General features: G+C 26.7%; 24 protein-coding genes. All 24 read right to left on the bottom strand.

All coding sequences use genetic code 11. The features are described from left to right. Window positions 1-83: 83 nt before the first annotated feature. Window positions 84-509: a type II 3-dehydroquinate dehydratase gene (gene aroQ, locus BN899_RS01540; RefSeq protein ID WP_042271951.1), complete on the bottom strand. Its 426-nt coding sequence runs from the start codon at window positions 507-509 to the stop codon at window positions 84-86. 55 nt (window positions 510-564) lie between these two features. After that, window positions 565-1,071, bottom strand: a complete 507-nt coding sequence (locus tag BN899_RS01535) for a shikimate kinase (protein WP_042271949.1) — start codon at window positions 1,069-1,071, stop codon at window positions 565-567. Further along, window positions 1,068-1,610, bottom strand: coding sequence for a hypothetical protein (locus BN899_RS01530; protein WP_042271947.1), 543 nt, complete (start codon window positions 1,608-1,610; stop codon window positions 1,068-1,070). The genes BN899_RS01535 and BN899_RS01530 overlap by 4 nt, the downstream gene beginning before the upstream one ends. Next, window positions 1,600-2,022, bottom strand: coding sequence for a hypothetical protein (locus BN899_RS01525; RefSeq protein ID WP_042271944.1), 423 nt, complete (start codon window positions 2,020-2,022; stop codon window positions 1,600-1,602). The genes BN899_RS01530 and BN899_RS01525 overlap by 11 nt, the downstream gene beginning before the upstream one ends. Before the next feature lie 20 nt (window positions 2,023-2,042). Next, entirely contained in the window at window positions 2,043-2,642 is a 600-nt protein-coding gene (locus tag BN899_RS01520; protein ID WP_052356492.1) for a hypothetical protein, read from the bottom strand. Further along, the gene (locus BN899_RS01515; protein ID WP_042271941.1) at window positions 2,626-2,985 is read right to left on the bottom strand and encodes a hypothetical protein; all 360 of its coding nucleotides are present in this window, start codon (window positions 2,983-2,985) and stop codon (window positions 2,626-2,628) included. The genes BN899_RS01520 and BN899_RS01515 overlap by 17 nt, the downstream gene beginning before the upstream one ends. Window positions 2,986-3,008: 23 nt before the next feature. Continuing rightward, the gene (gene aroE / locus BN899_RS01510) at window positions 3,009-3,869 is read right to left on the bottom strand and encodes a shikimate dehydrogenase (protein ID WP_042271938.1); all 861 of its coding nucleotides are present in this window, start codon (window positions 3,867-3,869) and stop codon (window positions 3,009-3,011) included. A 56-nt stretch (window positions 3,870-3,925) separates the two neighbouring features. Next, the gene (locus tag BN899_RS01505; RefSeq protein WP_278244941.1) at window positions 3,926-5,695 is read right to left on the bottom strand and encodes a PAS domain-containing sensor histidine kinase; all 1,770 of its coding nucleotides are present in this window, start codon (window positions 5,693-5,695) and stop codon (window positions 3,926-3,928) included. A 550-nt stretch (window positions 5,696-6,245) separates the two neighbouring features. Next, window positions 6,246-8,480, bottom strand: a complete 2,235-nt coding sequence (locus BN899_RS01495) for a PAS domain-containing sensor histidine kinase (RefSeq protein ID WP_052356489.1) — start codon at window positions 8,478-8,480, stop codon at window positions 6,246-6,248. A 251-nt stretch (window positions 8,481-8,731) separates the two neighbouring features. Continuing rightward, complete coding sequence (locus tag BN899_RS20045) at window positions 8,732-9,034, bottom strand: sigma-70 family RNA polymerase sigma factor (protein WP_278244940.1); 303 nt, start codon at window positions 9,032-9,034, stop codon at window positions 8,732-8,734. A gap of 2 nt (window positions 9,035-9,036) precedes the next feature. Beyond that, window positions 9,037-9,381 carry a sigma-70 family RNA polymerase sigma factor gene (locus BN899_RS20040; protein WP_278244939.1) on the bottom strand — a complete coding sequence of 115 codons (345 nt, stop codon included), beginning with the start codon at window positions 9,379-9,381 and terminating at the stop codon, window positions 9,037-9,039. 84 nt (window positions 9,382-9,465) lie between these two features. Continuing rightward, a complete protein-coding gene (locus BN899_RS01485; protein ID WP_042271929.1) occupies window positions 9,466-11,136 on the bottom strand; it encodes a peptidoglycan D,D-transpeptidase FtsI family protein in 1,671 nt (556 codons plus the stop codon). Window positions 11,137-11,197: 61 nt separating this feature from the next. Next, complete coding sequence (gene udk / locus BN899_RS01480; RefSeq protein ID WP_042271926.1) at window positions 11,198-11,827, bottom strand: uridine kinase; 630 nt, start codon at window positions 11,825-11,827, stop codon at window positions 11,198-11,200. Beyond that, window positions 11,817-13,043 carry a peptidase U32 family protein gene (locus tag BN899_RS01475; RefSeq protein WP_042271924.1) on the bottom strand — a complete coding sequence of 409 codons (1,227 nt, stop codon included), beginning with the start codon at window positions 13,041-13,043 and terminating at the stop codon, window positions 11,817-11,819. The genes udk and BN899_RS01475 overlap by 11 nt, the downstream gene beginning before the upstream one ends. Further along, a complete protein-coding gene (locus BN899_RS01470; RefSeq protein ID WP_042271921.1) occupies window positions 13,036-13,704 on the bottom strand; it encodes an O-methyltransferase in 669 nt (222 codons plus the stop codon). Before BN899_RS01470 ends, BN899_RS01475 begins: the two co-directional genes overlap by 8 nt. Before the next feature lie 103 nt (window positions 13,705-13,807). Continuing rightward, window positions 13,808-14,866 (bottom strand): endolytic transglycosylase MltG, encoded by a 1,059-nt coding sequence (mltG, locus tag BN899_RS01465; protein WP_042271919.1) that lies wholly within the window; start codon window positions 14,864-14,866, stop codon window positions 13,808-13,810. Between the two features lie 227 nt (window positions 14,867-15,093). Next, a complete protein-coding gene (locus tag BN899_RS01460) occupies window positions 15,094-16,419 on the bottom strand; it encodes a pyrimidine-nucleoside phosphorylase (RefSeq protein WP_042271916.1) in 1,326 nt (441 codons plus the stop codon). A gap of 100 nt (window positions 16,420-16,519) precedes the next feature. Then, window positions 16,520-17,341 (bottom strand): purine-nucleoside phosphorylase, encoded by an 822-nt coding sequence (locus BN899_RS01455; protein ID WP_042271913.1) that lies wholly within the window; start codon window positions 17,339-17,341, stop codon window positions 16,520-16,522. Between the two features lie 19 nt (window positions 17,342-17,360). Then, complete coding sequence (locus BN899_RS01450) at window positions 17,361-18,533, bottom strand: phosphopentomutase (protein ID WP_042271910.1); 1,173 nt, start codon at window positions 18,531-18,533, stop codon at window positions 17,361-17,363. 24 nt (window positions 18,534-18,557) lie between these two features. After that, entirely contained in the window at window positions 18,558-19,433 is an 876-nt protein-coding gene (locus BN899_RS01445; protein WP_042271908.1) for a tyrosine-type recombinase/integrase, read from the bottom strand. Window positions 19,434-19,444: 11 nt separating this feature from the next. Then, entirely contained in the window at window positions 19,445-20,050 is a 606-nt protein-coding gene (locus tag BN899_RS01440; protein ID WP_042271905.1) for a stage II sporulation protein M, read from the bottom strand. A gap of 61 nt (window positions 20,051-20,111) precedes the next feature. After that, window positions 20,112-20,645, bottom strand: coding sequence for an NUDIX hydrolase (locus BN899_RS01435; RefSeq protein ID WP_042271903.1), 534 nt, complete (start codon window positions 20,643-20,645; stop codon window positions 20,112-20,114). Next, entirely contained in the window at window positions 20,614-21,714 is a 1,101-nt protein-coding gene (locus BN899_RS01430) for a DUF3866 family protein (protein ID WP_042271900.1), read from the bottom strand. Before BN899_RS01430 ends, BN899_RS01435 begins: the two co-directional genes overlap by 32 nt. Before the next feature lie 4 nt (window positions 21,715-21,718). Continuing rightward, window positions 21,719-22,543 (bottom strand): glycosyl transferase, encoded by an 825-nt coding sequence (locus tag BN899_RS01425; RefSeq protein ID WP_042271897.1) that lies wholly within the window; start codon window positions 22,541-22,543, stop codon window positions 21,719-21,721.

Genomic DNA, 22,543 nt, shown 5'->3' with positions numbered 1-22,543 from the left:
GCTACTATATATGTATTATATCATCGTATCCTTTTTCAATTATATATACTATTGTAATCTTGTCAAGTTATATAAATCTATATTTATATCTGCTTAAGTAATGATTTTATTCCTAAGATATAACTTTCAAAACCAAAACCTGATATTTGACCTATACAAGCGCTAGCAGTTACACTTTTTTGTCTAAATTCTTCTCTTTGATGAATATTAGATATATGAACTTCTACCACTTTAGTAGATATAGATTTTATAGCATCATGAATTGCATAGCTATAATGTGTAAAAGCACCTGGATTTATAACTACTCCGTCAAACTCTTCGTTAGCTTCATGAAGTTTATCTATTATATACCCTTCATGATTACTTTGGAAAAATTCTATATCTACATCATCTTTAAATTCATCCTTAACATATTTTCTTAAGTCATCTAAAGTTTCATTTCCATAAATTCCTGGCTCTCTCTTACCTAACATATTTAAATTAGGTCCATTTATAACTATAATCTTCATAAATACCCCCTGGCTGTGTGACTACAAACTTTTACCAATATAATAATATCACATATTATCTAGTGTAAACAAGTATTTGACTAACTACTTCATCTACATTTTTATTATTAACATTAACTTTTATTTTAGCTATTTTATTATACCTTTTATATCTTTGTGATAAAAGATTATTTATAGTTTCATGTAAATTGTAGCTATCTTTCAGTAATGGTCTTTTATTCAAATCATATGATACATTATTTATTATAGTTTGCTCATTTGCATCTAAAAAGATTACACATTTTTCTTTTTTTAATAGTTCACAGTTTTTATTTTCCTTAATTATACCTCCACCAGTTGATATAACTACATTTTCTTTGCTTAATAGTTCTTTAAGTAAGTTACTCTCTTTTTCTCTAAAGTATTCTTCTCCTTTTTCCTCAAATATTTTTTCTACAGAAGAATTACTTTTTATTTCTATTTCTTCATCCATATCTACAAACTTTAATTTTAGTTTTTTAGATAACTTTTTTCCTACTACTGTTTTTCCTGACCCCATAAATCCAACTAATATTATTCTCATACACTATCTCCATCAAAGTTTCTTATAAATACATCAAACTCAGTTTCATAGATTTGATTATTTTTTGATAACTTCAGTTTTACCTTAACAAAATTTCCATTTTCATAAACAGATGCATACATTTTGTCAATGTAATCACCTATTTCATAGCCTCCACTTTCGCTATTACCTAAGTAATTGAGAGTATTTATAAATAGTTTACTTTTATCTTCTTTTAGACTAATTTCTTTATCTTTTATACTTTTATCACTAGAACTTTCGTTTTTATATTTACATTTAATAGAATTTGTTTCTAATAATTTATTACTCTCTTCATTTGATTTTGAGCTTATAGATATAATTCCTTTAGAATTACCTATAACTTCTTCTATATATTTACTTATTTCATTCGCTTGTTGCTGCAACTCTATTTTATCTTCAATTCTGGTTTTTGTGTCAATGCAGAAAAATAGCAAATAGTATGATACTCCAATTAAAATCATTATTATAGAAAGTGATATCACACTTTCTAATAGTAAGTACCCTTTTCTACGTTTCATACTTACCTTCTTTCAAAAGTACTCTTCCACTAACGGGTACTATTGTTAATTCTATTTTCAGATTATCTTTATAAATATTTATAGTTTGCCCTTTCGGATCTGGAGATCCATCAGGCTTAAATTTAACCTTACTATTTCCATATTGAATATTTGCACCACTTGGCAAATGAACTTTCTTTAAATCTTTTCCATTTTCTCTTACTATATAGCTAGTTGATTTATTATCTTCAAAGTAATATATGTATGTTTTTAAATTACCAAGCATATTTGCCTTTCTTACATATCTTATATCTGAACACAATTGCTTTGTAAACAAGTTTATTTGATGTTTATTGACACTATCTTTTGGAAAGCATAAACTTGATATTATTAGCATTATACTAATCGTTATGACTACTTCTACTAAGGTCACATTCCTTCTCTTTTCATAAGTTATATCTCCTTGTAATCATATATAATTACTAAATTTTTAGAGTCTATACTATCTTGTTCATTTTCTTCATAGTAATCTTTTATATCATTTAAATTCGAATCATCAATTTCTGGTTTATCTATTATGTTTTCTTCATCTTTTGTATTTTCTTTTATTCCTAAATAAGGATTTAATATTTTAACACTAGCTTGAATCTTTTTTGTATAGGTATCTTTTGATGAATTGCATATAATATCAAAGTATATAAATCCCTCTTTATCATATAATATTTTTTTAGATGTATTTACTAATACATTATCTAGGTCACTCTTTGATATATCTTTTATATTATGTATAAAATTACTTTCCAAGAAATATTGTTTAAACGCTTCCTCATTTGTACTACTTTCTACTGCAATTTCTACTTCTTTTACAATATTGCTATGTACAATTTCTATTGCTCCAAGTGATAATTCCTTTAGCTGTATACTTTTGTATTCTAAATTAAAAATACTTTTATTACTATAATTTAAACCTATACACATCATACATACCGTACTTATAATAGAAAATATCATTAATGTAGTTATTAAAACTGAACCTTTATTGTTTAAATACATAACTATAAAGACTTATATTATTTTTATCATTTTTAACTTTAACATTTACTTTATGACATTCGTAGTAGATATCTTTTTCTATTATTGTACTTATTTCGTATGAGTTTACTATTTTTGTATTCTTGGTATTTTCTATAATTTCACTTGAACTTTTCTTAATTTGATGTTTAGTAAGTTCTAAGTTAGATTTAGCTAGGTTTAACATTTCTACCTGCTCTTTATTGGTATTAACTATAACGTAGTTACTATAAAGTGATGTTGATATTATATATACGGCCAAACTTATTATAGATAAACTAATTATACATTCAATAGATACAAATCCATCTTTTTTATACTTCATTTTTTCTCCTTTAATTAAAGGTTTTACTTAGTTTTTATACTTTCTTTATAAAGCATGTTTATATGTTTTATATCTTCATTATTAGCTTTAATACCTGTCCATATATAAAAAGCCTCTATTGCTTGATTTATCAACATATCTATTCCATATACTACATCTAAGTTATGTTTTTTTGCCCACCTGATAAAAGCTGTTTCATGTGGCTTGTAAACTATATCACATACTAATAAGTTATTTTTAGGAATTAAATTTTCATCTACCGGACATAATTCACTTTCCATTCCTATAGGAGTTGTATTTATCAATATATCTATATTATCTAAATCACTTTCTATTATAGGCTCACTTGAATATGATATAACTGTATTAAAATTTGATTTAACTACATCTGATATTTCTATAGAACTATTTATACTTCTATTTCTAATTTCTATAGATTTAACATTATTTGAGCATAACTCAATAGCTATACTTCTACATGCACCACCAGCACCTATTATCATTATATTTTTACCGCATAAATCATAACCTTTATCTAATATAGATTTAACAAATCCCATTCCATCAGTATTATATCCTTTTAATACATTATCATTATTTTTTATAGTATTTACTGCACCTATTAATTTTGCATTTGAATCAATACTATCTAGGTATTTTATTATATCTACTTTATGCGGTATGGTAACATTACATCCTTCTATTTTTAATGCTTTTATACCATTTACACTATTTTTTAACTCATCTGGTTCTACATCAAAACATGTATATATTTTATTTTCATTGTATTTATCAAACAAATAATTATGTATTACAGGTGAAAAGCTATGTTTAACTGGATGACCCAATAAACATATTGTTTTAGTTGTTGATTTTATACTCATATGTTCTCCTATCTAGCTTTATTGTCATTCAGTTCTTAATTTATACAATTAAATTGTTAATTTTTACATATTCTTAAGTACTCTTCATAAATAAAGTCATCGCCTTTATTTTTAACTCTTTTTTTATAAATTTCAGATTCTTCATCTGATTTAAAATCTACTTTTATATCTATATCGTTATTTAATCCTATTTTTATATCTACTTCTCCGTTATATAGTCTTACTATAGATTTAGCTACTTCTATTCCCATATCTAAACTTTTTCTTTCTTTATCATTTATATATCTTTGATAACTAAATTGCCCTTTACTACTTATATGTATAGTAGTTTTATCATCTAATACATTTAAATCAACGCAAACTACACTATCATTATCTAAGTATCTTATTATCATAGATAGTAAAGTTAGTATAACTTTTTCTATATCTTGAGGATCAATTTTTGCTACTTTTTCTTCTTCATCTGTATCAAATAGTATACTCACATTATTTACTTTAACATATTTATCAAACTCAGAACATACATCTTCTACAATACTTACTATATTATAATAGTCCCTTTTAGACTCATGAAAATCTGATTCTAATTTAGATAAATTTATAATATTGTCAATTAACCCCATTAGCATATAAGAGTGCTTCTTGACTACTCCTACGGCTTTAGATATTTCACCTTCTGGATTTTTTTCTATATAATCTTTGTGCATAACTTCTAGTAATTGATTTGATGATGTTATTACATTTAATGGAGTCTTTAATTCATGAGACATATTTATGAAGAATTCATTTTTTATTTTATTTTCTTTTTTCTTTTCTTCTATCTCTTTCTCCATTAATTCAGCTTTAACTTGATCTGTTACATCTCTTGTTATACCAATCATTTTCAATTTTTCATTTACATCTATAACCATAGATCCACATTCTAAGTATACATCTTCTCCAAATTTATTTTTTATAACTTTTCTTTCAAATTTAACTACATCATTATCCTTTTCTGATGGTATTATAATATTTTCATTCATACTATTTTGAATTTCTTTCATATCAACACTATTTACCATACTTTCCATTGCTTTATTTGAATAAGTCATTTTCTTTTTAGGTAAATCTAATATGCATATACCTTCAGGAATTATGTTTACCAAAGACTCATATTTTTTCTTACTATATTCTAACTCTTGTAGTAATTTTTTATATTGTGTTATATCTCTTATAGTAATTACATTTTTAGTATTTTCTCTATCTTTAAAGCTTGTCCTATCAATATTTAAACATGTTTGTTTAGAGTTTTCATCTGTATAATATATCTCTCCTTTTATACATGGCTCTAGTATTATATTTTTTATATTTTCTTTATTAAAGTTTATATTTTCATTCTTATCATTGTCGTATAGTATATTATTTTCATCAGTAATAAGCACTGAATAAGGTATATTATCAACTACCTTTTTATATTTAGCATCATTTTCTTTTATTTTTAATTTACTTTTCTTTTCGTATGTAATATCTGTTACTGAACAGATAACTCCTATATTTTCATTACTAATTATAAAAGGAGCATAGTCTATTTCAAAATATCTTCCATCTTTGCCTTCTAATTCTCCTTTTATTTCTTTTTCAAATTCTCTAGCTTTTCTTAAATTATGTAAAAACTCATCTGAATTTTTTATACTTTCCATTAAAAATAAATTTATATTTATCTTACCTTTGAAACCTTCATACTCTTTCCACATTTTTATAAAATTATTTTCATCACTTACTATGTATCCATCTTTATCTATTATCATTATGCATTTTTTAGATTCATTTAAAATAGTTTCTAAAATTGTTTCTTTTATTTCTAAATTATCATTTATACCTTTAGTTATAGACTTAGTATGGATTAATTTTTCATTACTTACTTTCTTTTTATATTCCGCTTTATTTAATTTACTATTTAGAGTTAATTCTTTTTGAAAATTTTTTTAATATCTAGTATATATACAGTATAAAAAATATATGTTGATAATATTAAATCTAATGTGTCTTTAATATTTATAAACTTATCCTTAAATGCTAAACTCATTATTATATATATAAAATATATCCCTAAAAGTAATATATATTGTCTTTTCTTTTTTACTAAATTTAGCTGTATTACAGTTAGCACAATTATAAGTTTATATAAAAAATCAATCGTCATAAGATTATTATCTATTAAAAAAATAACCTTACTAATTGTTATAATACTCATTGATACTAATAAACTAAAATTTTTTTTGCTTTTATTTACGGTAAAATTTGAATATATTATGTATAAACTCATGAGAAAAATCGAGATGCTTAATATACTTATATATTTATACATTTTAATCCCCCCTCATGTTGACTTGTATTTTAAGAACTTACATCAAAATATATATCTGAAAACTCTATATCTATTTTTTCATTATCGCTAAAGTTATAGCCTAACTCTATATCTTTGTTTAAGGTATCATATATTTCATTATTGTCTAGCGTGATTTCAAATTGGCTCCCTTGTCCTAGTTTACTTTCAACAGCTATCTCTCCTTTGTGAACAGTTACTAATTTCTTAACTAAAGATAATCCTATTCCTGAGCCTTCTGCCCCTCTTGATAATGTTGTGTCTACTTGTTCGAAGTTATTAAATATAACTTCCATTTTATCCTCTGGTATTCCAACACCTGTATCTGAAACTTTAATTTTAACTTTGTCATCTTTAGCGCTTATAGATACTTTTATATTTCCATCTTTTTCTGTAAATTTAATTGAGTTTGATAATAAATTTAGCACTATTTTTTCTATTTTTTCTTTGTCCATAATCATTACTTTTTCTTCTACATTAGATTCAAAATAAACATCTAAGCCTTTTTCATAAATATAATATTTTGACTTTTCAACTATGTCTTTAATTAATTTTACTACATCATATTTCTTTAAATTCATACTATAGATTCTATTGTCTACTTTTTCAATCTCTTCCACATTATTTAATAACCTCATTAATCTATAGCAGTTTTGTTTAACTAATTTAGTGTAGTTGCTTATGTACTTAGAGTTATACTTATCTTTATTAATATTTAACATATTATTAACTGTAAATATGGTATCTATTGGCTTTCTTATATCATTTGTTAAGTTCGCTAAAAATTCTGTTTTAAACTTATTTTTATCGCTTATTTCATTTAATTCTTCTTCCATTTTTTCTATCTTACATTGATCATCTAAAGTTCTAACTACTACTACAAAAGTTTCATCTTCTATTCTGTCTATTATTGCAACAGATATATTAGTTTTCTCTTCTAGATTTAAAGTGAACTTTTTAAATACTCCATATTCACATTTATCAATGTAATCTTTTATTACTTCATTTAAATTTTCAACACCAATATCTTTTAATAGCTTCATCATAACCTTATTTCTGTATATATAATTATTACTTTTTTTATCAATTATCATTATCCCTTCAGGCAGTGTCTTTAATAATAATTTATATGTTTTTTCACTTTGTTCTAAATAAGTTATTACTTTTTCAGAATCAGTTATATCTATAGCTATGCTAAGTAACATACGTTCGTTATTTAATGTAATACTCGTTGTTATAAATTCAATAACTCTACCTTTCTTTGTCTCTAATTTCATTGTTGTTTTATCTTGCTTATTTAATTTAACTATACTCATATTCTTAAGAAATTCTTGTTTAAATTTTTTATTTATATTTAATTTCATATCGTCTACTAATATGTTATCTAATGATTCATTATCTAGATTAAATAATTCTATAGCCTTGTTATTTGCATAACTTACAGTATTCATATTATGGATTATTACTCCATCATTTAATATATCCATTAGTTTTTTATATCTTTCTTCACTTTCCATTAACTTATGTTGGATTAATGTGCTTTGAGTTATATCACTTAGCATGCATATCTGAATGTTTTTATTGTCAATTTTATTAGCAAAGCTTACAAATCTGTATATTTTACCATCATAGGCATTAAGATTTATACTGTTTTGTTTTTTAGATTTTATACTTTCTATGATTTCATTGCTATTTATGAACTTATAATTTAGATATGCAAATATATCTTTTTCTGCATTACTAACATTATCTTCTTTTATAAATTCTTTAAATGCTTCATTGCTATAAAAGTTTTCTTTTTTACTTCCTATAACAAATATAGGAGTTTCTGACTCCTCTATAGCTTTCTCTATTTCCTTATTTAATTTTAAGATTTTATCTTCATACTTATTTTGTAAGTTACATTCTACATTTATTTCATTAATATATTTAGAAATAATTTTTTTGTTCTTTCTTAACTTGTGCTTAACTTCTTTTATGTCTAGGGTATTTGATTTTATGTGATTTATTATTGTCGATTTGATTATAATAACGTTTATTAATATATTAGCTACAATAGGATATTTGTACCCTTGTTCTGATAAATATATTATAAATATTAACTCTATAGTGAAGATTAAAGATATAATAAGAAATGATGTGATTTTAGATGTTCTATAGAGTATAAGAGATATCAATGGAACTGATATAACTATAGCTATATTTATAATTTCCAATATATCTCTATGTTTATATAAAGTTATCATAATAGTCACCATCCTTTTCTAATTTATTACTGCTTAGTATAAATTTAATTGATTTTTAACTAAATACGATATATATATTTATATGTCTTGATAATACTCGTTTTTGCTACTATATAAGTTATAATAGCACATGGCGTTAGAATATTTTGTCACTTCTTGATTAGAAAAAACAAATTTGTTCAACAAAAAATTCTCTTTTTTAACACTTTAATACACTCTAAATAAGGTATATTAACATACAAAAAAAAGCCTTAAATAAGGCTTTTTTCTGATTTTAACTCTTTTCTAAGCTTCTTAAGGGCTCTTTTTTCAATTCTAGATACATAAGATCTGGATATGTCTAATTTTTGCGCAATTTCTCTTTGTGTCTTATATCCACTTGTAGTTAATCCATATCGTAAGAGAACTATTTCTTTTTCTCTCTTAGTAAGTATTTTTTCCAACTGTTCATACAGTTTGGATATTTGAACCTTTAGTTCTACTTGATCTATTATATCATCAATATCTGTTCCTAATACATCAATTAAACTAATTTCATTACCCTCTTTATCCATGCCTATAGGATCCTGAAGAGATACTTGAACTTTATTTTTTTATTTGTTCTAATGCTCATTAATATCTCATTTTCAATACACTTAGAAGCATACGTTGCAAGTCTAGTTCCCTTATCAACTTTATACGTTTCTATAGCCTTTATAAGGCCTATTGTGCCTATGGATATAAGGTCATCCTGATCTTCACTAGAATTGTTATACTTTTTTGCAATATGCGCTACTAGTCTCATGTTTCTTTCAATTAAAATTTCTTTAGCAGATTCATCTTTTTCGTCTTTAAATTTTGTTAGATAATTAACTTCTTCTTCAGGGGTTAATGGTTTTTCAAATGATTTAAGAATAGTCACAAAGCACCCCCTCTTTTTGACGTCTCATTGTAAATTATATGATGAGGGAGTGCTTAAATTGCTTGTTTCATAAATATTTATTTTTTATTTTTCATTTAATTTTTGGCATATCTCTTTAAATAGCGGTGTTGCAGACTTACTTTTATCAGGTTTTCCTTCTACTAATACTGTAATTGCGTACTTAGGTCTATTTTCTGGATAGTATCCTGTTATCCATCCATGGTTTATATCTTTTCCATTTGACCTACTTTGTGCTGTTCCTGTTTTAACTCCACACCCTCCATTTAAATCTTTTAATATCTTACCTGTACCATTTTTTGATACGTCTTTCATCATCTCTTTTATTCTAGTTAGTGTATAAGGAGATATAATTTCTTCTGACTTAGAACCTCTAAATCCCTTGATAATATTCTTCTTATTATCTATAATGCTATCATACATATATAAAGGTTTATATGTACCATTGTTGGCAACTATTTGAGTCATTTGATTTATCTGTAAAGGTGTAAACTCTATATCACCTTGTCCTATTGCTAAATTACGTATAGCTATATCTGTAGGTATATCTTTTTTCTTTTCTTCATCTAGTCCTATATCTACTTTCTCATCTAAATGAAGCTGCTTTAAAGCTTTTATTATGTTCTTTTCACCTACTTTTAATGCTATATCTAAAAATGCTGTATTACACGAATTAGAAAAGGCTTGTTGTAATGTTTGAGGACCATGGCCATCAAGCTTATTACAATTTAAAACCTCTCCTTTTACTCCAATTTTTGCATGCCCAGTACAAGTATAGGTATAATTTTCATCTATGATATTATTTTCAAAAGCCGCATAAAGAACTACTATTTTAAATACAGATCCTGGTGGATATGTAGCTTGTATAGCTCTATTTATAAATTCACCATCATCACTTTTATTATCTTTAGATATATTATTTAGATCAAAAGTTGGCCTTGAACTCATAGATAGTATTTCTCCAGTATTTACATCTGATATTACTGCAGCTGTTGGGTTCTCTTCTTTGTCTAACACACTTTCAACTTTTTTTTGAATATCTTTATCTATTGTTAATTTAATGTGCTTAGCATCTTTATTTTCATTTACTGTTTTTATGCTACCTTTTAATATATTTATATTACCTGTATTACCTGAATCTCCAGCTTTAAATGCAGACACATACTTTTCATTAGACCCACTAAGTACATCATTCATACTTTTTTCTACTCCTGACTGACCCATTTTATCTGAGCTTTTTATATATCCTATTGTATGAGATAGTAGTTTATCTGCTGAATATCTTAATGTCTTTTCTTCAACTATTAATCCATTATCTTCTAATTTATTTTTTGTTTTGCTGTCCATTTTATCTACTTCAATTTGAACTACTGATGAATCAATTTGCTTTTCTATATTTTTATATATACTTGCTTCATCCATTTTAGTGACTTCTTTTATTAGTTCACGAATATTATAGTCTTTAATAATTCTTTCTTTTTCAGCTATTATTATTTGCTTTTTTTCAACATCTGTTAGTGGCTTATTATTTCTATCATATATTGTTCCTCTTCCACTATTTAAATCTACTTTTTGTAAGCTTTGGTTATCGACTCTTTCTTTATAGATATTAGCATCTCTAAGTTGTATATCATATAATCTATAAATTAAAAATATATACACCATAGCACTTATAAAAAACATACTCCAAGCTCTTCTTATAAGTTTTTTATCTATTACACCCTTTTTTCTTGACATAAAATCACCCCTTAGATACTTGTCATTTTTGACAATTTCTAAGGGGTTAATACTATATATATTAATTTAATTGTGTTCTTATTTTAGTTATAACTATATCTATGGCTACTTCGTTTTGCCCACCTTCTGGCATTATAATATCTGCATATTTTTTATATGGCTCTATAAATTGATCGTGTGCAGGCTTTACTGTAGTTAAATATTGTTCTATAACAGAGTCTACAGTTCTTCCTCTTTCTTTTATATCTCTTTGAATTCTTCTAAGTATTCTTATATCATCTTCAGTATCTACATATACTTTTATATCTAATTTATCTCTTAGTTCTTCATCCTCTAATATCATTATACCTTCAACAATAATTATATCCTTAGGGCATATACTTATTGTCTCATTTTTCTTTCTTGTGTGAAGTTCGTAGTCATATATTGGTTTTTCAACAGTTTCTCCTTCGCATAAATCTTCTATATGTTTTATAAGAAGCTTGTTATCAAATGCAAGAGGGTGATCATAATTAGTTTTTAATCTATCTTCAAAACTTAAATGAGTTTGATCTTTGTAGTAAGCATCTTGTTCTAATATTGCTATATTTTCTTCTGGTATATTCTCTATTATAGCCTTACAGACAGTACTTTTTCCAGATCCAGTTCCTCCTGTTATCCCTATTATAAGCGGTCTTTTCTTATTCTTCATCTTTTGATTCTCTCCTTAACATACAGTCCTTATCCACATTTTGTGATAATTTGATTTTTACAATTTGTCCTTTTTCTGCTGACTCTATTTCTTCATCATTAGCGTTATATATTTGTTCTATTTTAGAAGGTATAGTTTCTTTAAGCGGAGATATTACTTCAACTTCATCTCCAATATTTATTTTATCTTCTAATTTTATTAAAGCTAGCTCATTTTCAATATTTTTTACTAAACCAACAAATTCATATTTATTAATATTAAAATATTGTTCGTCTTCATTATCATATTCTCTAGTTTCATCTAAATAAAACCCTGTTGTAAAATCTCTGCTAGTTCCTTTTTTTATTTCTTCTAACCATGTAGGATTAAACTTCCATTCATCAGGATTTTTATAAAACTCATCTATGGCCATTTTATATGCTCTAACTATTGAAGCTAAATTATAAATATTTTTTGTTCTTCCTTCAATTTTTAAACTGTTTATACCAGTCTTTATTAAATCTGGTATATACTCTATCATGCATAAATCTTTAGAGTTATAGAAAAATGTTCCTCTCTTATCTTCATAAACAGGATAATATTCACCTTGTCTTTTCTCTTCTATTAGATTATATTCTAATTTTCCTGAGTAATCATGCGAATTATTAGCGTCTCCTCTTCCATTTAGGTAGTTACTTATTAAACGTCTACCTGAATAAGATATACATATAGCTCCGTGCATAAATGCTTCTATATCCATATCAAAAGATGTCTTGGCTCTAATTTGAGATATCTCTTTAAATGATAATTCTCTAGCTACAGTTACTCTTTTTACACCTTGATTATACCAAAAATCAGCAGTTACATAATTGGCAATATTAGCCTGGCTACTTAAATGTACTTCCATATTAGGAACTACATTTCTAACTATACTTAATACTCCTGGGTCAGCGATTATAATTGCATCTACTTTAGCTTCTTGAAGTTCTAGTAGATATTCATCTAATTGTCTAAAATCATCATTATGAGGAATTACGTTTACTGTTACATAAAGTTTCTTTCCTAATTTATGAGCAAATTCACTACCTTCTTTTATTTCTTCTTTTGTAAAGTTTCTTGAAGTTGTTTCAGAACCAAAGATTTCTCCACCTGTATAAACTGCATCTGCTCCATACTTTAGTGCTATTTTTAATTCTTCTAAGTTTGATACTGGCGCTAAAAGCTCAATTTTATGCATTTATATCACCTCTTTCTTCTTTTTTGTAACTAAGAGCTACACCGTCTCCTATAGGTATTAGAGATGTATCTAAATAATCACACTTGCATATATAATCTAAATAATTTCTCATTCTTTTTACTATTGTTTTTTTTCTTCTTATTACAAAATCATCATGGGCTACCATACCTTTATAAAGTATGTTATCAGATATTAATAAACCATCTATTTTTAATTTATCTATAACCATATCATAGAATAATTGATATTGACCTTTAGCAGCGTCTAAAAAGATCATATCAAACTCACCTGAAACTCCGTTTAATAGTTCTTCAGCATCTCCTTCTAATATAGTTATGTTTTTTTCAAATCCAGCTAATTTTATATTTTCTTTAGCCTTTTCTATCATCTTTTCATTTCTCTCTACAGTTATTATCTCTACATCTTCACCTAATGTAGATGCAAATAATATAGATGAGTATCCGATTGCACATCCAACTTCTAATATTCTTTTAGGCTTTTGTACCTTTAATAATACCTTTAATAAATCAGATACTTCTTTGTGAACTATAGGTACATTATTTTCCTCTGCATAAACTTCTAAGTCTCTTAAAAGTCCACTTTTATCTTGTAATGTATTTCTTATATAACCTTCTACTAAATCATTTACTATATTACTCATAACACTCACTCCTTAAGTGACAAAAAAATTAATATAGGATTACACCTTAATATTCTAAAGCATAATCCATAATTTAAAATCTTATCATTAAATAATTTTTAGTCTATTTCTCATTAGCTTTATTTTTACTTAACTTATCTCTTTCATCTTTATATTCTTTAACGTATTTCAAATGGTCCTCGTAGTTTGTACTATAATTGTTTCCACCATTCATCTTAGCCACAAAGTATAAATATTCTGTGTCTTCTGGATACAATGTAGCCTCTATAGATTTGATTCCTGGATTAGCTATAGGTGTAGGTGGAAGACCTCTATTTTTATAGCTATTATATGGAGAGTTTATTTTTAAATCATTATATGTTACTATCTTTTTTCTTTCTTCAAAAATATATTGTACTGTTGCATCTGATTGAAGAGGCATGTTTATATCAAGTCTATTATAAAATACACTTGCAATTGTTGGTCTATCTTCATCTAAAACTGCTTCTTTTTCCACGATTGATGCTAAGTTTACAACTTGTGCAAGAGTCATTTTTAGCTCTTTTTGTCTATCTTTTAGTTTGTCGCTATAAACATTTTTAAATCCTAATAACATCGTGTTTAGTACTTCTTTTTCCGATACATTTTTGTCAAAATAATATGTTTCTGGATATAAAAATCCTTCTAAAGAAATTATATCATCCTCTTTTAAAAAGCTAGCTTCTTTATAAAAATCCTTTGGGTTTTTTATTAACTTTTCATAATTTTCTTTAGTCCCCAACTTTTTATCTACTAATAATGAAACTATTTCTTTTGATGTCGCTCCTTCTGGAATAGTTACTTTGATTCCATCATTATACGTCTTACCCGAAGCTAATATATTTAATATATCATTGTTTGAATACGTTTTATTAAGTAAATATTTTCCAGCCTTTATTGATGGAGCTTTATTACTTAATTTAACTATCACTTTAAATAAAGTCTTATTTTTTATAAGATTATTTTCATATAATATATTAGACATAGTGCTAACACTTGCACCTTGAGGTATCTCTATAACTATATTTTCTTTATTATTTTTATCAACTGCTCCCATTTGCATAAATACAAATATTCCGATCAAAACTATTAATATAATGGCAGTTAATCCTACTACTTTCCATTTATTCTTACTAAAATCCATAGAGTTTTCTACTCCTTATACATATATTTATATCCTTTATATTATAAATCTAAGCATGAAAATTTTCAATAAAATTGTCGAACAAATTTGTTTAATATATATTTATAATATAAAAAATTTTGCTAGGCTCATGGTTTTCAAAGCTTATTTATATTGAATTTTTTAATTTCTTACAATTAAAAAGCCTAACGTTATTGTTTACACGTTAGGCTTTTTATAATCACTTTTTAGAATTTTTTCATTTCATTTTTAGTTACAACACCATAAATTAATTTTTTAGGTACTACTTCTTCCTCTACTATTGAATAAGCTCCCATAAACCTTTCTTTAGATGCTTCAAATTTATCTTCTCTATCGTAGTGAATATATGCTAATATATCACCTTCATTAACATATTCTCCAACTTTCTTTTCTAAAACTATTCCTGCTGCCATATCAAGTATATCTTCTTTAGTCTCTCTTCCTGCACCTAAAATCATAGCTGCCATTCCAACCTCTTCTGCCTCTATTTTGCTTATATATCCAGATTTTAAAGCTTTCACAGGCACTATATTTTTAGCAGTTGGAAGTAATGAGTAATCATCAACTATGTTTTTGTCTCCACCTTGATTTTCTATAAATACTCTTAATTTATCAAGTGCTGCTCCTGAATTTATAGCCTCTCTTATTTTTTGTACTCCATCTTCAAAATCATCACAAACTTTAGCTAAAACTAGCATATAAGCTCCTAGAGTTTCACATAGAAGAACAAAGTCTTTAGGACCATTTCCCTTTAATGTTTCTATAGCTTCTATAACCTCTAAAGAGTTTCCTACTGCAAATCCTAGTGGCTCATCCATATCTGTTATCATACCTATAGTTTCTCTATTCATTCCACAACCAATATCAACCATTGCCTTTGCCAATTCAAATGAGTCATCTAATGTTTTCATAAATGCCCCATCTCCAGTTTTTACATCAAGTAATATAGCATCAGCGCCTGAAGCTAATTTTTTACACATTATACTTGCTGCTATTAAAGATATATTATCAACTGTTGCTGTAACATCTCTTAGTGCATACATTTTCTTATCTGCTACTGCTATAGATGCTGTTTGTCCGCATACAGCTATTTTATGCTCGTTTACTGACTTTATAAACTTATCAGCTTCCATTTCTATTGAAAATCCTGGTATAGCTTCTAGCTTATCTAGAGTCCCTCCTGTGTGTCCTAAACCTCTACCTGACATTTTTGCTACAGGCCCACCACATGCTGCTACAAGTGGAGCTAATGCTATTGTAGTTTTATCTCCTACTCCTCCTGTACTATGCTTATCTACCTTTATACCATCTATATCTGATAAATCTATTACATCTCCAGATTTCATCATTGCTTCTGTAAGATATACAGTTTCTTCTTTATTCATTTTATTTAAGTATATTGACATTAACAAAGCTGATGCTTGATAATCTGGTATTTCCCCTTTTGAGTATTTATCTACAAAGAATTCTATTTCAGCTTTACTTAATTCATGATTATCTCTTTTTTTTCTTATTATATCGTACATTCTCATAATAATTCTCCTTAATACACCTATATTAATTTATTATTTATGTTAATCACAATAAGCTTAATACTAATTTGAGAATTAGTATTAAGCTTACTATATAAAGCTATATTTTATTAACTACAGTTTTTACTAAGCTTAAGAACTCAGCTTTTACCTTTTGAGTAGTTTCTATAACTTCTTCATGATCAAGAGGTTGGTCAAGTATTCCCGCAGCCATATTAGTTATACATGATATTCCTATAACATCCATATTAGAATGAGATGCAACTATAACCTCTGGGGCTGTAGACATACCCACTGCGTCTGCGCCTAATATTCTTGCCATTTTAACTTCTGCTGGAGTTTCATATGTTGGTCCACTAAAGAACGCATAAACGCCTTCTTGTATTTCCATATTTAATTCTTTTGCACACTCTTTAACTAAGTTTATATACTCTGGCTTATAAGCTGTTGACATATCTGGGAATCTTGCACCTAATCTATCATCATTTGGCCCTAGTAATGGGTTGCTTCCACTTAAGTTTATATGATCCTTAATAACCATTAAATCTCCTGGCTTATAATTTTCATTCGCTCCACCTGCTGCATTAGTTACTATTATTGTCTCTACACCTAATGCTTTCATAACTCTAACAGGGAAAGTTATTTCTTTTTGAGTGTATCCTTCATAGTAATGGAATCTTCCTTGCATAGCTATAACTTCTTTACCTTCAAGTTCTCCTATAACAAGGCATCCAGCATGTCCTTCTACTGTTGATACTGGGAAGTTTGGTATATCATTATATTTAATCTTTACTGGGTTTTGTATTTCATCACCTAGTACACCTAATCCTGATCCTAATATAAGTCCTATTTTAGGTTTTACACTACTCTTTAATTTTATAAATTCTGCACTTTCTTGTATTCTATCAAATATATTATCCATAAATTTTGTCCTCCACAAATTATTTTGTCATCTCATTTTTAAAGCTAGTACCATGTTTTGGCATCTTAACATTTAATATATCTGCAACTGTTGCTCCTATATCTGCAAAGCTATTTCTTATACCTAAGTTTACACCTTCTTTTAATGATTTTCCATAAACTAATACAGGTATATATTCTCTTGTATGGTCTGTCCCCTTATAAGTTGGGTCGTTACCATGGTCTGCATTTATTATAAGTATATCATCACCATTTAATGATTCTATTATTTCGGGTATTCTTGCATCAAACTCTTCTAATGCTTTTCTGTATCCTAAAGAATCTCTTCTGTGTCCATACTTTGAATCAAAATCAACTAAGTTTGTAAATATTAATCCATTATTTTCTTTTTTAATGTAGTTTATAGTTTCATCTACACCATGCATATTGTCTTTAGTGTGTATAGCTTCAGTTATACCTTGTCCATTAAATATATCTTCTATTTTACCAACTGCTATAACATCAAGACCACTTTCTTTAATGTTATCAAGTACTGTAGGTTCAAATGGGTTTAATGAATAGTCACGTCTATTAGAAGTTCTCTCAAACTTCCCAACGCCTGTTCCTATATATGGTCTTGCTATTATTCTTGCTACAGCATTATCTCCCATCATTATTTCTCTTGCTATTTCACACATTTTATATAATTCATCTAACGGTATTATTTCTTCATGTGCAGCTATTTGGAATACACTATCAGCTGAAGTGTATACTATTACATCTCCTGTTTTCATTTGATGTTCTCCATACTCATCTAATATTGCTGTTCCAGAAGCTGGTTTATTTGCTACTACTTTTCTTCCTGTTCTTTTTTCAAATTCATCTATTATTTCTTTAGGGAATCCATTTTCAAAAGTTTTAAAAGGTGTTTCAACTAATATTCCTGTCATCTCCCAATGTCCTGTAGTTGTATCTTTTCCTTGAGATACTTCGCTACACTTACCAAATACCCCAATTGGGCTTTCTGTTTTTTCTAAAAAATCAACACCATCTATATTTCCAACTCCTAATTTTATTAGGTTTGGTATTTTTATATCTTTATGTTCTTTAACTATGTTTCCTAAAGTATTAACACCTATATCGCCAAATTCCTTAGAATCTGGAAGTGCACCTATTCCTACACTGTCGATTATAACCCATACTACTCTACTCATTTGTTTTGTCCTCCTTATTATGGTTTACTTTCTAGGATGTTTTTCTTTTATTTCTCTTCTTACATTTTTATTTATGTGGTTTAAGTATGACTGTAAACTAGATAAGTTAGCATTTCCTAATATTTTACTAACTACAGCTATATTTGCACCTTCATTTAATAAATGAATTGCAAATGAATGTCTAAGCATACTTGGGTTTATATTTTTATTTATATTAACAGAGCTAGCATGCTTTTTTATAAGTTTCCAAAGACCTTGTCTTGTAAACCTTTGCCCTAGAGAGCTTACAAACAATGCTTTTTCTCCTTTTAATGCTAATTCTGGTCTTGCTTCTTTTATATATTTTTCTAAATATATTTTAGTTATTTCAGAAAGAGGTATTACTCTTTGGTTTTTAGTAATATTACAATATATATAATCTATCTCTAAATCTACATCATCTATATCCATCTCAACTAATTCGGATACTTTTATACCTGTCCCATATAAGACTTCAAATATAGCTTTATCTCTTACTAATTTAGGAGTTGTTAATTTCGGAAAATCTAGTAATCTTTCTATTTCTTCTTCTGTCAATATATCTAAATCACTTTTTTCTATTTTAGGCTTTTTTATACTTTTTGCCGGATTGCTTTCACTAACATGATTTAAAAATAGATAATCATGAAAAGATTTTATTGAAGATATCATTCTTGATATTGTTGCTACTGATATATTGTCTTTTTCTAGTTTTATTATATACCCTATAATATCATTTTCTACTACATCATTTAATTTTATTGTTTTTTCTTTTAGATAATCTAAGTATTTTTTAATGTCTGTAAAATAAGATGATACAGTATTATCTGATAATCTTTTTTTATCTTTTATATAAGCTATATATTCCTTTATAACTTCCATAGTAAACTCCTTTATCTGACTAGGAACTTAATAATACCAATACTTATAGTATTTAATATTAATTGTAAACTAACTGTTATAGCTAGTACAATTATGGCGTTTAGTAAATATCTTTTTCCTAAAAATAGTATATTATCTCTTTTTCCCTTTTTCAACTCATAAATAACTTCTTTTAGGTAATTAAGTGAAATTAATATTAGTATGATTGCACCTGGTATGATAATTAAATTTTTAAGTAAAACTATTAAAATCATCTTACTACCTTTTAGCTTTAATGCTAGTATAGCACTATTTATAGTATAGCCTATTGATAAACCTTTTAGCATAAATATTATAAGTATTATAGGAAAAGTTATAACTAATAAAGTAAATATACTTATTGAACTCATAAATATAAAATCATTCTTTAAATTAGATATTACTGCATCCTTTGTACCTGGACTTAAATTATAGTATTCTATAACCGGATTGATATTATCCATTATATTATTTTGATGAACTGGCCATATTTTATTTAAAAATGAACCTAGTATAACAAATACTACAAATATAAATCCTACAACTATTATCTGTTCGTTTATTTCTCTAAAATTCCCTTTTCTATATGTTTTTCTCAAATTTATAACCTCCTCTACTACCTTACAAAATACTATGTAAGTAAAGAGGAGGTTATGCATTTTATATTAAATCTTTATTAAATAATAAAAGACCTATTGAAGTTTTTGCATCTTCAATTTCATTTCTAGATATCATATTATAAGCTTCTTCTAAGTCTATTTTATGAACTTCTAAATCTTCATCATCATCAAAGTTATTATCTCCAGCTGTAAGTCCTGTAGCTAAGAAAATATATACCTTTTGATTAGAAAAACCTGCTGATGTATAAAATTTATGTATTAACTTCATATTATCTGCACTATAACCTGTCTCTTCTTTTAATTCTCTTATAGCACAATCTTTAGGATTTTCTCCTATTTCTAACTTTCCTGCAGGAATCTCCCAGATAACTTTTTCTATTGCTTTTCTAAATTGTTTAACTAGTATAACCTCATTATTATCATTAATTGCAACTATCGCTACAGCTCCACCATGTTCTACAATTTCTCTTTTTTGATATCCCTTTTTTTCAATCTCAACAGTATCAACTTTTAGACTAATTACTTTACCAGTATATATTCTATCACTGCTTATGGTCTTTTCTTCTTCTCTCATCACAAACCTCCATTAAGTAATACGCTGCACTACTTGCAGCATCAAAAAATTCCTTATCTTGTTCGTAATTTCTACCCATACTTCTAACTTTAAGGCCAAAATGATTTAAATCATTTTGTGTATTATCATTTTTAATATATACTACATTATGTTTATCTTTTAATTTATTATTTATTATTTGTTCTTTTATTAAACTTAATTTTTCTTCATCATAAGTTGTTATCGGTATGTTTACATCTACATTAACAATATCTTTAAATACTGTTAAACTATGATGAGATATTCCTCTATGTCTATCTCTTTTATCTGCAAAACTTATTCGAGGTATAGCTATTGGAAATCCCCCAAGCTTTTTAATCGCATCTAATATAGGACCTTGTTCTATACCTGTAAATCCGTATTTAGTTCCTGTTCCTGCAATTCCTGGTCCCATACTTACAAATACTGCATCTGCTTTTAAAACTTCTTTTGCTGTAATTAAAGCTGTATATATATTTATGCAATCATAATCTGCACCAAATGCATTGCCTATTGTTATTGTATTATCTATTAGTCCTTTTTCTTTAAGTGTAGATACATTTTTGCTTAAAAATATAGGAAGTGCTGCTCCATCAGTCATTATGTACACTAATTTTTTATTAGGATTATTCTTTTTATATGATGCAACAAATGGAGTTAGCATACTATGAAGAGTACCTACTACCACTGGCATATTGTCCAAACTTGAAAAGTTTTCAATGTTATCATGATAAGGACTTTCTTGTTCTTCTACTGAATCGACCTTTACTTGAAATGGAGTATATCTTAATTTCATTATATGTCCGCCTTCAGTAAGGTTAGATTCTAAATTATTTAAATTTGCTATAATAAAGTGGTATCCTCCAGTTCCTAAACTAAGTTCCACTGCTGTTGTATTTAAAACAACCTCATCTCCTATATTTACATCACCTGTCATCTTAGAGTAATTATAGGCCCTTTGAATATCTCCATTTAAGTTAACTCTTATATCATCTAATCCATTAGTTCTATCCACTATGGATTCTACTATCGCTACTCTTTTACTTATCATTAGATTACCTTCCTAACTTATCTATGAAATTTAATACCTTGTTTTTTTCAATTATTTTTGTTAGTGAATATTTTTCTGTAAGTATATGTATAAAAATTAAAAATGCTAACCATAGTAATCTAACTTTTAACGAATATCCAAGTACAAATAATATTCCTATTGATATCCCAAGTACGTTAGATCCAGTATCTCCCATCATAGCTTTAGCTTTCAAATCATAACCAAAATACGCTAATACATTTGGAAGTATTAAAAGAGGAAGTACTTTTGTAAATCCAGTTAATGTTATAAATATTGATACCATTATAATTAAGTATACTTTTATAGCTCTTCCTGGTCTTAAATCTAGTAAATTCATTAAGTTTGTAGATAAAGCTATTATTAAAGTATTTATAATCAAATCTCCCATACTTTTAGATACTCCTAAAGATATTACAATACCTATAAATCCTCCAAATAACGCTTTAAACCCACCAGTAGTAAGACTACCTTTTAATAAACTTTTAAAGTGACCTTTTAACCCACTTACATCTCTGTTTCCTACAATATCATCTAGTATTCCTGCAAAAAACATAGATATCATTCCAAATATGTACATAAATAGGTATAATAAATTTTCAAAATTTGTTGTTGAAACTGCAATTATTGCACTATTTATTACTACCATTGGAAGAAATACAATACCCATACTTACAGGTATCATATCTCCTTTATAATTTGGTCTAACAACATTACTATCAACTAATAAGTTTTTAAATAAAGGTATTATAGAATATGTTCCAACTATACCTAATATTAATAAAATGGTATAAAGTATATAAGTTTCCAA

The organism is Faecalimicrobium dakarense (assembly GCF_000499525.1).
GTDB classification, from domain to species: Bacteria; Bacillota; Clostridia; order Peptostreptococcales; family Peptostreptococcaceae; genus Faecalimicrobium; species Faecalimicrobium dakarense.
The sequence above is the reverse complement of the archived record's forward strand: the minus strand, read 5'-3'. Positions and strand labels throughout refer to the sequence as shown.